10 protein-coding genes are annotated in these 12,136 nt (G+C 61.2%); 6 read left to right on the top strand and 4 right to left on the bottom strand.

Features of this window, described 5'->3' with window-relative positions; all coding sequences use genetic code 11:
* The first annotated feature begins 154 nt into the window (after window positions 1-154).
* The 5 genes from hflK (KGA81_RS04940) to cfaB all read left to right on the top strand — a co-directional run bounded on the left by hflK (KGA81_RS04940) (window position 155) and on the right by cfaB (window position 7,513).
* Window positions 155-2,113: a protease modulator HflK gene (hflK, locus tag KGA81_RS04940; protein ID WP_223544802.1), complete on the top strand. Its 1,959-nt coding sequence runs from the start codon at window positions 155-157 to the stop codon at window positions 2,111-2,113.
* Window positions 2,110-3,150, top strand: a complete 1,041-nt coding sequence (gene hflC, locus KGA81_RS04935; RefSeq protein ID WP_223544801.1) for a protease modulator HflC — start codon at window positions 2,110-2,112, stop codon at window positions 3,148-3,150. Before hflK (KGA81_RS04940) ends, hflC begins: the two co-directional genes overlap by 4 nt.
* The gene (gene hflK, locus KGA81_RS04930) at window positions 3,147-4,205 is read left to right on the top strand and encodes a protease modulator HflK (RefSeq protein ID WP_223544800.1); all 1,059 of its coding nucleotides are present in this window, start codon (window positions 3,147-3,149) and stop codon (window positions 4,203-4,205) included. The genes hflC and hflK (KGA81_RS04930) overlap by 4 nt, the downstream gene beginning before the upstream one ends.
* Entirely contained in the window at window positions 4,202-6,112 is a 1,911-nt protein-coding gene (locus KGA81_RS04925; RefSeq protein ID WP_223544799.1) for a cation-translocating P-type ATPase, read from the top strand. Before hflK (KGA81_RS04930) ends, KGA81_RS04925 begins: the two co-directional genes overlap by 4 nt.
* Before the next feature lie 219 nt (window positions 6,113-6,331).
* Window positions 6,332-7,513, top strand: a complete 1,182-nt coding sequence (gene cfaB / locus KGA81_RS04920) for a C17 cyclopropane fatty acid synthase CfaB (protein WP_223544798.1) — start codon at window positions 6,332-6,334, stop codon at window positions 7,511-7,513.
* Here cfaB and cls read toward each other — a convergent pair.
* Complete coding sequence (gene cls / locus KGA81_RS04915) at window positions 7,510-8,949, bottom strand: cardiolipin synthase (protein ID WP_223544797.1); 1,440 nt, start codon at window positions 8,947-8,949, stop codon at window positions 7,510-7,512. The genes cfaB and cls overlap by 4 nt on opposite strands.
* 132 nt (window positions 8,950-9,081) lie before the next feature.
* Here cls and KGA81_RS04910 point away from each other — a divergent pair, with 132 nt between their 5' ends.
* Window positions 9,082-9,603 carry a DUF3617 domain-containing protein gene (locus tag KGA81_RS04910; RefSeq protein ID WP_103396008.1) on the top strand — a complete coding sequence of 174 codons (522 nt, stop codon included), beginning with the start codon at window positions 9,082-9,084 and terminating at the stop codon, window positions 9,601-9,603.
* 43 nt (window positions 9,604-9,646) lie between these two features.
* Here the strand turns inward: KGA81_RS04910 and KGA81_RS04905 are convergent, their stop codons facing one another.
* The 3 genes from KGA81_RS04905 to KGA81_RS04895 all read right to left on the bottom strand — a co-directional run bounded on the left by KGA81_RS04905 (window position 9,647) and on the right by KGA81_RS04895 (window position 12,132).
* On the bottom strand, window positions 9,647-10,579 hold the full coding sequence (locus tag KGA81_RS04905; RefSeq protein WP_223544796.1) for a His/Gly/Thr/Pro-type tRNA ligase C-terminal domain-containing protein: 933 nt from the start codon (window positions 10,577-10,579) through the stop codon (window positions 9,647-9,649).
* Between the two features lie 120 nt (window positions 10,580-10,699).
* Window positions 10,700-11,260, bottom strand: coding sequence for a carbonate dehydratase (locus KGA81_RS04900; RefSeq protein WP_223544795.1), 561 nt, complete (start codon window positions 11,258-11,260; stop codon window positions 10,700-10,702).
* Window positions 11,257-12,132 (bottom strand): metal ABC transporter substrate-binding protein, encoded by an 876-nt coding sequence (locus KGA81_RS04895; RefSeq protein ID WP_223544794.1) that lies wholly within the window; start codon window positions 12,130-12,132, stop codon window positions 11,257-11,259. Before KGA81_RS04895 ends, KGA81_RS04900 begins: the two co-directional genes overlap by 4 nt.
* Window positions 12,133-12,136 lie beyond the last annotated feature (4 nt).

Genomic DNA, 12,136 nt, shown 5'->3' with positions numbered 1-12,136 from the left:
CGAACGTAATATGTGCGTTCTGCCTCATTTCGGTCAAGGCTTCAGGTAAGCGACAGGTTGGGCATCTTGAGATGGCGCGCTTGAATACGGAAATTTCACTATTTTCGTTATATCGTAACGAATTGTCCTGTCAGCGAAGACACTCTGGGGTGGTATGCAAGTCGATCTCGATGTTGATGAAGCGCCGTTAGCCGGGTTGCCGCGCTTTCAGCAGGCGTTCATTCAAGGGCGGCGTTTACGCCAGTTCGCCATCGGTGCGGGCGTATTCGCGACGGTGGGTGTGCTGCTGGCGCTGTTTGCCGGGCTGTTTTCCTCGCAAACACTATGGCCGGCGTTGCTGCTGAACCTGAGCGCGGCGTCTGTGGTGTTGATGGCCGGTTTGCAATCGGCCTGGTGGGTAACCCAGTGGCGTGCCCGTGCCATGTATCCCGTAGTGCCGGTGGTGGTTGTCGACGAGTCTGTCGCGCCTTCGGGGTGGTATGAACGTTTGCTGGACCGGATCAGCCGGCAATCGCAGCACCTGGTCGGGCAAATCGGTGCGCCAACGTTGTGGCTTGGCGGCTGGGCATTGTTGGCGGTATTGGGCGTCGAACAAGCCTGGAACCTCACGTTGCCCCCGGCAGCGCTGGGCCTGTCGGCCACTGTCGGGGCGGCGTGCTTCTTGTTGTTGGCGTTCGGCCTGTTGGTGATGGAACGCCATCTGGCGCAGGAAAATACCGCGCAATGGCCCGAAGCCGCTACGTTGGCGCAATTGATCCGCGTGGCGATCATCAGCCTGGTGCTCGGTGCTTTTTGTCTGTTGTTTGCCGATGAAACGTCGGTATGGCCTGTACGCCTGGCGGTGTTGATCGGACTGTTGCCGGGGCTGGTGGCGGCAGAACTGTTGCTGCGCGCGGTGTTGTCATTGTTCAGCCCGCGCCGCGAACGTCTTGAGCCGGAGCTATTGGCGCGCAGTTTTGTCGCCGACATGTTGCGCTGGCCACCACAGCCATTGCTGGCGTTGCAGCACGAATTGCATAACCGCTTCGGCATCGACCTGCGGCAGATCTGGGCTTTCACTTACATGCGTCGGGCGTTCCTGCCGGTGCTGGCGGTGGTTTCGCTGGTTGGCTGGTCGCTGACCGGCATTCACGAAATTGCCCTGCAAGGGCGTGGCATCTACGAGCGATTCGGCAAGCCAGTGGAGGTGTTCGGCCCAGGTTTGCATGTGGGCTTGCCTTGGCCTTTGGGCCGGGTATTGAGCGTCGAGAATGGCGTGGTACACGAGTTGGCCACCAGTGTTGGTGAAACCACGGCCCCTGCTCAGGCAGACCCCGCTGAAGGCCCGGCCCCGGCAATTGCCAATCGCTTGTGGGACGCCAGCCATGTAAACGACAAATCCCAGGTGATCGCCAGCAGCCGAGCCGACAAGCAGAGCTTTCAGATCGTCAACATGGACGTGCGCTTCGTCTATCGCATCGGTCTGAGCGATGAGGCTGCGTTGGCCGCCACCTATAACAGTGCCGATGTGCCGATGTTGATTCGCAGCACCGCCAGCCGAATCCTGGTTCACGACTTCGCCTCGCGCACCCTCGACGGTTTGCTGGGCGAGGACAGGGTAGGGCTGGCCGAAGAGATCGGCCGCGCGGTGCAGGCTGACCTGCAAAAACTCGACAGCGGCGTGGAAATTCTCGCTACGGTGGTCGAGGCGATTCACCCGCCGGCCGGTGCAGCCAATGCCTATCACGGCGTGCAAGCGGCACAGATTGGCGCGCAAGCCTTGATCGCCCGGGAGCGCGGTGCCGCTGCCGAGGCCACTAACCAGGCGCAGTTGCAGGCCAGCACCGCGCGCGATCAGGCGACGGCCAGCGCCCGTGAGATCAATGCTGGCGCCGAGGCCGCGGACCTGAAATTCAACGCCGAGCAAAAAGCCTATGCCAGCGCTGGCCAGGCCTTCGTACTGGAGCAGTATTTCAGCCAGTTGTCCCAGGGTTTGGCCAACGCCAGATTGCTGGTTCTCGATCATCGACTGGGCGGCAGCAGCAACGCGCCGACCATTGACCTGCGTACGTTCACGCTGCCGGTTGACCCCGCGCCGTCGCGTAAAACCGCTCAGCCAGGAGCTGCCAATTGAGCCAGTCCCCTACTCACGACCACGATGACCACGCCGGCCACGATCACGGCCATGGCGGGCATCACCACCACGGCCATCACCATCATCACGGCGATCCGCAAGAGGCCGGTCCATTCCCATGGCGCCGGATGGGGTGGGCGGCATTGCTGGTGGCGTTTGCAGTCGCCGCCGCGAGCCTGGTGCAGGTGCGCTCAGGGGAAGCCACGGTGATCACACGCTTCGGCAACCCTTCACGGGTCTTGCTGGAACCGGGACTGGGCTGGCGCTGGCCGGCACCGTTCGAGGCGGCGATCCCGGTGGATCTGCGGCTGCGCACCACGTCCAGTGGATTGCAGGACGTCGGCACACGGGATGGTTTGCGCATCATCGTTCAGGCCTACGTGGCGTGGCAGGTGCAGGGCGATCCGGACAACGTGCAACGTTTCATGCGCGCGGTGCAAAACCAGCCCGATGAAGCCGCACGGCAGATTCGTACCTTTGTCGGCTCCGCCCTGGAAACCACCGCCAGCAGTTTTGATCTGGCGAATCTGGTGAACACCGATGCCAGCCAGGTGCGCATCACCGACTTCGAAGCACAGCTGCGCAAGCAAATCGATCAGCAACTGCTAACCACTTATGGTGTGCGGGTGTTGCAGGTCGGTATCGAACGATTGACGCTGCCGTCGGTGACGCTCACCGCGACCGTCGACCGGATGCGCGCCGAGCGTGAAACCATCGCTACTGAACGCACGGCGATCGGCAAGCGCGAAGCCGCGCAAATTCGTTCCGCCGCCGAACGTGATGCACGGATCGTGCAGGCCGATGCCACAGTGAAAGCGGCAGATATCGAAGCGCAATCGCGCGTCGAAGCGGCGCAGATTTACGGTCGCGCCTATGCGGGATCGCCGCAGCTCTACAACCTGCTGCGTTCGCTCGATACGTTGGGCACGGTGGTGACGCCGGGGACCAAGCTGATTCTGCGCACCGATGCCGCACCGTTCCGGGTGTTGGTTGATGGTCCGCCTAGCCTCGATAACAAGCCCGGATCGCAGCCATGAGTTTGGTTCCACGTGGAACAAATGAGTTGAGCAGCCCCTGGATTCAGGCCGGGCGATTGGCGTTTATTGCCCTGTACGCGGTGACGGTGTTGGCGGCATTGGCGTGGGCGTTTTCCAATGTGCGGCAGATCGATCCACAAAATCGCGCCGTGGTTTTGCATTTCGGCGCGCTGGACCGCATTCAGAATGCCGGTTTGTTATTGGCCTGGCCGCAACCCTTCGAACAGGTGATTTTGTTGCCGGCGGCGGACCGGGTGATCGAGCGGCGAGTGGACAGTCTGTTGCGCAGTGGTGCCGCGATGCAGGCAGATCGCGTGGCCAGTTTTGCCACGCCCATCAGCGATGCCCTCGCAGGCTCCGGTTATCTGTTAACGGGTGATGCCGGTGTGGTGCAACTCGATGTGCGGGTTTTCTACAAAGTTACCGAACCCTATGCGTTCGTGCTCCAGGGCGAGCACGTGTTGCCGGCGCTGGACCGACTGGTAACCCGCAGCGCGGTCGCGCTCACGGCTGCACGAGATCTGGACACTATCCTGGTTGCTCGTCCGGAATTGATCGGCGCTGATAGCCAGGCGGCGGAACGACGTGAACGCTTGCGTGGTGATCTGGTGCAGGGCATCAACCAGCGCCTTGCCGAACTCACTGCGACGGGGCAGGGACTGGGGATCGAAGTGGCGCGGGTCGATGTGCAATCGAGTTTGCCCGGTCCTGCGGTGAACGCTTTCAACGCGGTACTGACGGCCAGCCAGCAGGCCGATAAGGCCGTGGCCAATGCACGCACCGAAGCGGAGAAACTGACGCAGACCGCCAACGAACAAGCCGACCGTACGCTGCAAGTGGCCCATGCCCAGGCGAGTGAACGACTGGCCAAGGCGTCGGCGGATACGGCCACGGTGTTGAGCCTGGCCAAGGCACAGCAGCAAGGTACTGACCCGCAAATGCTGCTGCGGATTTACCGCGAGCGGATGCCGAAAATTCTCGGTCAGGCCGGATCGGTCACGACGGTTGATCCCAAAGACGATTCCCGCCTGATCATTCAGGGAGCTGCACAATGACCGCTCAAACCGCCGCCGCACCGAGCCTGTTGTCCTCGGCCGAACAGCGCCGCGCCGCGCGCCAGTTGACCCTGGCCATGCTCGCATTGGGCCTGCTTGCGCTGGGCCTGATCTGGCGTTGGCTGGCGCCGGAGCAGACTGGCGTCAGTCAGCTGCTGCTGGGTTTTGCGTCACTGCTGGTTGCCGTGCCGGTCATGCGCTCGGCCTGGTACAGCTTGCGATATCCGAGCCTGCACGGCATCACCGATCAATTGATTGCCCTGGCTATGCTGGGTGCCTGGGCCACCGGAGATCTGCTGACGGCGGCGCTGTTGCCGATCATCATGATCTTCGGCCACGTGCTGGAAGAGCGCAGCGTGATCGGTTCCCAGGAGGCCATTCACGCCCTCGGCAAACTGACCCGCAGCCACGCGCGCAAGGTTCAGGCGGACGGCTCCATCATCGAAGTCGACAACGGCACGCTCAAGGCCGGTGATCTGGTCGAGGTGCGCGCCGGTGACCGGGTGCCGGCGGATGGTCGGGTGTTGTCCGGTCAGGCCAGTCTGGACACCGCCTCCATTACCGGCGAATCGGTACCGATGGAGGCAGGCGTCGGCATGTCGGTGTTCGGTGGCGCGATCAACCTCGACGGTTTGCTGCGAGTCGAAGTGACCCGTACCGGCCATGAGTCGACCCTCGGCAAAGTCATCGCCCTGATGCAAAACGCCGAGCGCTCGAAGCCGCCGATCACTCGTCTACTGGAGCGTTATGCCGGCAGCTATATGGTGCTGGTCTTGCTGCTGGCGGCGGTGACCTGGTTCATCACCAACAATGCGCAAGCGATGCTCGCGGTGTTGGTGGCGGCCTGCCCTTGTGCGCTGGTGTTGTCGGCACCGGCGACGGCTATTGCCGGGGTGGCGGTAGCGGCACGCCACGGGATTCTGATCCGCAGTTCTGCGTTCCTCGAAGAGTTGGCGGACCTGACTTCGCTGGTAGTCGACAAGACCGGGACGCTAACCTTCGGCACCTTGCGCCTGCAATCCATCGACAGTCCGCTGGAGGATCGCAGCCATGTCCTCAAGCTCGCCGCCAGCCTCGGCTCGGCCAGCAGTCACCCGGTCAGCCGCGCGCTCGCGGGGTTGGTGACCCAGGAGCATTTCCTGTTGCTCTCTGACATCCATGAGCGCCAAGGCCTGGGCGTGGTGGCGATGACCGGGCAGGGTGAAGCGGCACTCGGCCGGCCGGAGTTGTTCGCGCAACTGGGCATCAGTACGACGGCGGTCCCCGATCACGACGGTCCGATTGCCGGGCTGGCGCTCAACGGGGATTTTCTTGCCTGGCTGTTGCTGGCCGACAGCGTCAAACCCGAGGCGCAGTTTGCCTTGGGTGAGTTGCGTGATCTGGGATTGGGCCGCCAGTTGTTGCTCACCGGTGACCGGCACAGCGTCGCGCAGACGTTGGCCCGGGAGGTCGGGATCAGTGACATCGAAGCGCAAGCCTTGCCCGAAGACAAACTCAACCGCGTGCTCAAGGAGATCGACAGCGGCTTCCGGCCGATGGTGGTCGGCGACGGTATCAACGACTCCCTGGCTCTCAAGGCGGGTGTGGTCGGTGTGGCCATGGGCGCAGGCGGTGCAGACATCGCCCTGGCATCGGCGGACATCGTGCTGATCGGCAGTGACCTGCGCCGCCTCGGTACCTGCGTGCGCCTGAGTCGTCAGTGCCGCCAGACGTTGCAGGTCAATGTGATCATCGGACTGGGCTGGACCCTGGCGATCGTAGCTTTCGCTGCGTTCGGCTGGCTTGGCGCTGCCGGGGCGATGATTGCGGCATTGCTGCATAACCTCAGCACCTTGCTGGTGTTGGGCAATGCCGGTCGTTTGCTGCGGTTTCAGGAGCCGTTGCTCAAGCTCAAGGACGAAACCTGAAGAGGAGCGCTCTAAACCGGGTAATCACAGGGCTTCAACTTTTTAGAACTGTGCGCCCGGTTCGTAGTCATTGGAGATGAGGGCACATCATTTTTGTGTGTTCGCGGCGGCAGGTATAGGCGTCGCGATTCATTGAAAACGGCTATTAATTCGATAGCCAGCTATTTTTCAAAGATGGTCTACCCTCTGATCAGACGTCTGAAACAAGGGGGATTATCCATGCTCGCGCAACTTCCACCGGCCTTACAGAATCTGCAGTTACCGCTTCGCCTGAGACTCTGGGATGGCCATGAATTCAATCTGGGGCCGACGCCCAGTGTCACGATTGTGGTCAAGGACCCACAAATGGTCACCCAGTTTACCCATCCAAGCCTGGATGCCCTTGGCGCTGCATATGTCGAAGGCAAACTGGAACTGGAAGGCTCCATCAGCGATGTGATCCGCGTCTGCGATGAATGGAGCCAGGCGTTGCTGGACGAAGACGACAATCAGCCTGTTCGTAGCCCCCACGACAAAGAGACAGACGCCAAGGCGATCTCCTACCACTACGACCTTTCCAACGCGTTTTATCAGCTGTGGCTCGACAGCGACATGGCGTATTCCTGCGCTTACTTCGAGACCGGAAGCGAAAGCCTCGAGCAGGCCCAGCAAGCCAAGTTCCGTCATTTGTGCCGCAAGCTGCGCCTGCAGCCCGGCGAATACCTGCTGGATGTGGGTTGCGGGTGGGGCGGACTGGCGCGTTATGCGGCGCGGGAGTTTGGCGCGAAAGTGTTCGGTATCACCCTCAGCAAGGAGCAGTTGGCCCTGGCCCGGGAACGCGTAAAAGCGGAAGGCCTGGAGGATCTGGTCGAACTGCAACTGCTCGACTATCGCGATCTGCCACAAGATGGCCGTTTCGACAAAGTGGTCAGCGTCGGCATGTTCGAACATGTCGGCCACGCCAATCTTGCCGAGTACTGCAAGACCCTGTTCGACGCGGTGAAAGAGGGCGGCCTGGTGATGAACCACGGAATCACCGCCAAATACACCGACGGCCGTCCGGTGGGACGCGGTGCCGGTGAATTCATTGAGAAATATGTGTTCCCCAACGGCGAGCTGCCGCACCTGTCGATGATTTCTGCGCAAATCAGTGAGGCCGGGCTGGAAATCGTCGATGTCGAGAGTTTGCGCCTGCACTACGCTCGCACGCTCGATCACTGGAGCGAACGCCTGGAAGACAATCTCGAGGCGGCCTCCAAACTGGTGCCGGAACAAGTCCTGCGCATCTGGCGGCTGTACCTGGCGGGTTGCGCCTACGCGTTCGCTCGCGGCTGGATCAACCTGCACCAGATTCTCGCAGTGAAGGCCCACGCCGATGGCAGTCATGAACTGCCATGGACCCGTGAAGATATCTACCTCTAGAGAATCGGCGAAATAAGCCGGGCGACCCGCATGCCGAGCTGTTGGACACGGCGGGTCTCCCGGCCTTCTTCTTTGGCGATTTCGTGGGCGTTGGCAAAGTCATCATTGAGCATCTGTTCCACCTCGGCGGCGAACGCGCGGTCGACGGTCAGCAACATCACTTCGAAATTCAGCCGGAACGAACGGTTGTCCATGTTGGCACTGCCGATGGCGCTGATTTCGCTGTCGATCAATACCACTTTCTGATGCAGGAACCCGGGCTGGTAACGGAACACCCGCACACCGGCGCGCACCGCTTCGAAGGCGTAGAGGCTGGAGGCGGCGTAGACGATTCGATGGTCGGGCCTGGACGGCAACAGCAGACGCACGTCCACGCCGCGCAGTACCGCCAGGCGCAATGCTGCGAACACGGCTTCGTCAGGGATAAAGTACGGGCTGGTAATCCAGACCCGCTCGGTCGCCGCGTGGATGGCTTCGACAAAGAACAATGAACAGGTTTCACAGGCATCGGCCGGACCGCTGGCGAGTAACTGACACAGCACGCCGTCTTCCGGATAGACCTGCGGCAGGACCAGCGGCGGCAGTGCACGAGCCACCCAGAACCAGTCTTCGGCGAAAGACTCCTGCATGCACGCCACCACCGGCCCGCGCACTTGCACGTGGGTATCGCGCCAGGGCGCCAGGGGCGGTTTCTCGCCCATGTATTCGTCACCGACATTGTGCCCGCCGACGAAGCCCAGAATGCCGTCCACCACCACGATCTTGCGGTGGTTGCGGAAGTTCACCTGAAAGCGATTGAGCCAGCCACTGCGGGTGGCGAAGGCTTTGACCTCGACCCCGCCATCACGCAAGGCCTGCACGTAGCCGTGGGGCAGGGAGTGGCTGCCGATTCGGTCATACAACAGGTAAATCGCCACGCCTTCGGCGGCCTTTTTCAATAGCAGTGCTTGCAGGCGCTGGCCGAGGCGGTCGTCGTGAACGATGAAAAACTGGATCAGCACGGCTTCTTTCGCCTGGCTGATGGCATCGAAAATGGCCTCGAACGTGTTCTGACCGTTGATCAACAGACGCATTTGGTTGTTGGCCAGGCAGGGCATGTGTCCGAGCTTGGGCATTGCTCTGAGTGAGGCATATGCGCAAGACGCGCGGGCGGTGAGCGCTTCTTCTACCCAGGGTCGCCAGTTGAGTTCGGAAACAGCCTTGCGCATTTCTTCGTTGGCCTGCCGCCGGGCCTTGATGTAGCCATCGAAGGTGCTGCGGCCGAACATCAGGTACGGGATCAGCGTGAAGTAAGGGATGAAAAACAGCGACAGCGCCCAGGCGATCGAGCCTTGAGCGGTACGGACGGTCAACACGGCGTGTATGGCCGCGATCATGCCCAGCGAGTGCAGCAGGGCGATGGTATAACCGAAAATATGCGGTCCGAAATAATCCATGGGGGCTGCCTTGCTCCTGAAGATTCAGTGCTTAACAGACCATGTTCCGTGCAGAATGTCGCTAATTAATTGGCCCATGAACCGAAGCCTGCGGCTGACGTCTAACGGCCACTACTGATCAGGAGTTACTCGATGAACGTTCGTCTGCTGGGTTTGGCCATGGCACTGGGTTTGGCACTTCCTGTGGCGGCTCACGCGCAAATGCTGCAACCAGGATTGTGGGAGCTGACTACGAGCAACATGAAGGTCGATGAACAGAACATGCCGGACCTGCAATTGATCCTCGGTCAGCTCCAGAGCCAGATGACCCCTGAGCAGCGTGCAATGCTGGAAAAACAGGGCATTACCATGGGCGGTAAAGGGATCCGGGCGTGCCTGACCCCGGAACAGGTCAAGACCGACAACATTCCGTTGACCGACCCGCAGTCGGGCTGCAAGCAGGAAATCACCGACCGCTCCGGCAATCAGTGGAAGTTCCGTTTCAGTTGCCCGAAAGCCCAGGGTGCGGGCGTGGCGACATTCCTCAGCGATCGCGAGTTCACCACCAAGGTCAACGGAACGTTCAACGCCACCGGCATCCAGCAGAAGGGCAGCCTCGAATCCCGCGCCGTCTGGCTGGGGCAGGATTGCGGCACTGTGAAGCCAAGAGCTTAAAAGCTTCGCGAGCAGGCTCGCTCCCACAGGATGTGTGTGTCGATCACCAATCCCCTGTGGGATCGAGCCTGCTCGCGAAGGCGTCCGCACGGCCTTCCTGAATCTCGGGCCGACTCAACCATTCACACGCCGCTTCGACAGGCATCCGGCCAAAATCTTTCCCCGTGCGGCTGCGCACACTGACAAATCCTCCTGCTTGTTCTTTCTCGCCCACCACCACCAGATACGGCACGGTCTGGCTGTGCTGGCGAATCTTGTAGTGAACTTTTTCGTTACGCAGGTCGACCCTGGCGCGCACGCCCCGTTGCCGCAAGGATTCAGTCACCGCTTGTGCATAAGTCGCCTGGCGGTCATCCATGCTCACAACGACCACGTGGGGTGGAACGCGCCACTGTTGCAGTTCCTGATGGCTGGACCAGCATGTGCCGTAGATCCGTTGTTGTGACGTGCCGCTGATGTGGTCGAGGGTAAACGCCTGCAAGACTTTGGTGGTGGGGACATGCGGTCCGTGGCTCTGGTACTCGGTGTCCCCCAGCCGGTACAGCGACACCGCTTCACGCACCGGCCGTCGGCGGATCGAGTGATTGGTCGCTGCCAGTGATTGCATGCGCGCTTCGATGAGGGGCAGGTCTGCCAGGGTCAGCGGTGGCTCGACGGCAAATTCGTAAAAGAACCCGTCGCCCAATTCCTTTCCCGCACGCATTTGCGCATGTGGGTGGAGTTGCTTGACCGCCATCGCCAGCATCAAGGCACAGGAGCGGCGCAGGATCTCCAGGCCGTCCGGCTCCCGTGGGGTGACAATGTTGACCCGGGCATCCGCCTCGATCATGTATTCACAGTCCACCAGCACACCATTGACTCGGCCCGCTACGGCCGCACTGGCCAGTTCGGGGCCGATGCTGGCGGCCACCTCGTGCACGGACAGCGGCTGGTCGTATTCACGCAATGAACCGTCGGGCAAGGTGATCTGGATCATGGTCGGCGTACTCACGTGCTTCTAACGAGCGTTATCGCATAAACCGTAGGGGCAAACATTAAGACGTTTGTCGTGCCAGGCAATTTGTCCTGACACGATGGCCGTTTTTGGCCTGCCGCGTCAGAACTCGTTTTGCAGGGCTTTGTAGCCGCGCACGAGGTCGACGTTGGTGCGCGCCACGTCTTCGGAAAACTCCGAGGCACTGACGCTCACCGGCGGATACTGCGAGAGGTCGGTGTTGGGGCCGATCCGCGTGGTGGAGGGCACGTAGAAGGCTTCAGGCAGGTCACGCCCGTCGACCACCGAGTTGTGCCGCACCACGCAACCGTCACCGACCACGCAGTTGAACAGCACACTGTTGAAGCCAATGAACACTCGATTGCCCACAGTGCAGGGACCATGCACGATCGAGCGGTGGGCGATGGAACTGAACTCGCCGATGGTGACCGCCGCACCGGATTTGGAGTGGATCACCACGCCGTCCTGGATGTTCGAGTTGGCGCCGATGGTGATCGGCTGCATGTCGCCTGAGTCATTGACTTCGTCAGCACGGATGACGGCATAGGGTCCGACGAATACGTTCTCGCCGATCACCACTTTGCCGCAGATGATCGCCGTCTTGTCGACGTACGCGGATTCGGCAATCAGCGGCAGATCTCCGGAAGGGTTCTTGCGGATCATGGCTTGCTCAGAGCGTTGTACAGGGTGTTGAGGTTGTACTCGAACAACCCGGTGTAGGTGCTGGCCGGACCGCTCGCCGCGAGGGCATCGGAGTACAGCGTGCCGCCGATCTGCGCGCCGCTTTCATCTGCGATCTGCTTGAGCAGGCGCGCGTCCTTGATGTTTTCCATGAACACCGCCTTGACCTTGGCCTGACGAATCTGGGTAATCAGTGCGGCCACTTCGGCGGCTGAAGGTTCGCGCTCGGTGGACAGGCCTTGAGGCGCCATGAACTCGATGCCGTAGGCCTGGCCGAGATAACCGAAGGCGTCGTGGGACGTCACGATCTTGCGGTTGCCCGGTGGCAGTGAGCCGAGCTTGGCCTTGGCTTCGGCGAGCAGGGCATGGATCTGTTTCAGGTACGCCTTGCTATTGCGTTCATAGTCGGCTGTGTTCGTCGGGTCAGCGGTGATCAACGCCTTGGTGATGTTGGCGATGTACAACTCGGTGTTCGCCAGGTTGTGCCAGGCATGCGGGTCGGGAACGGTTTCACCGTCTTCATTCAGGCTACGCGGTATGACTCCGTGGCTTGCGCTGATGACCGGTGCTTTGGTCTCGGTGCTCGTCACCAGGCGATCCAGCCAAGGCTCGAAACCCAGGCCGTTCTTGATGATGAGCCTGGCCTTGAGCAGCGCCTTGGCGTCGTCCGGTGTCGGCTCGTAGGTATGGGCGTCCGCGTCCGGGCCGACCATGTTGGTGATCTGGATATGATCCTTGCCGACCTGGCGAGTCATATCGGCAAGGATGCTGAAGCTGGTGACCACCTGAAGTTTTTCGGCAGCAGACAGCGACATCGACAGCATCAAGCTGAACAGCACGAGTAAAGCGCGCATCGGG

Source organism: Pseudomonas sp. A-B-19 (genome assembly GCF_019947515.1).
Classification (GTDB): Bacteria; Pseudomonadota; Gammaproteobacteria; order Pseudomonadales; family Pseudomonadaceae; genus Aquipseudomonas.
Note: the sequence above shows the minus strand (reverse complement) of the source record. Positions and strands in the feature narration are given on the sequence as shown.

What these genes read in the sequence shown, in the direction of transcription:
- hflK (WP_223544802.1), top strand. Translation starts at nt 155, where the DNA reads ATGCAAGTCGATCTCGATGTTGATGAAGCGCCGTTAGCCGGGTTGCCG.
- hflK (WP_223544800.1), top strand. Translation starts at nt 3,147, where the DNA reads ATGAGTTTGGTTCCACGTGGAACAAATGAGTTGAGCAGCCCCTGGATT.
- KGA81_RS04925 (WP_223544799.1), top strand. Translation starts at nt 4,202, where the DNA reads ATGACCGCTCAAACCGCCGCCGCACCGAGCCTGTTGTCCTCGGCCGAA.
- cfaB (WP_223544798.1), top strand. Translation starts at nt 6,332, where the DNA reads ATGCTCGCGCAACTTCCACCGGCCTTACAGAATCTGCAGTTACCGCTT.
- cls (WP_223544797.1), bottom strand. Translation starts at nt 8,949, where the DNA reads ATGGATTATTTCGGACCGCATATTTTCGGTTATACCATCGCCCTGCTG.
- KGA81_RS04910 (WP_103396008.1), top strand. Translation starts at nt 9,082, where the DNA reads ATGAACGTTCGTCTGCTGGGTTTGGCCATGGCACTGGGTTTGGCACTT.
- KGA81_RS04905 (WP_223544796.1), bottom strand. Translation starts at nt 10,579, where the DNA reads ATGATCCAGATCACCTTGCCCGACGGTTCATTGCGTGAATACGACCAG.
- KGA81_RS04900 (WP_223544795.1), bottom strand. Translation starts at nt 11,260, where the DNA reads ATGATCCGCAAGAACCCTTCCGGAGATCTGCCGCTGATTGCCGAATCC.
- KGA81_RS04895 (WP_223544794.1), bottom strand. Translation starts at nt 12,132, where the DNA reads ATGCGCGCTTTACTCGTGCTGTTCAGCTTGATGCTGTCGATGTCGCTG.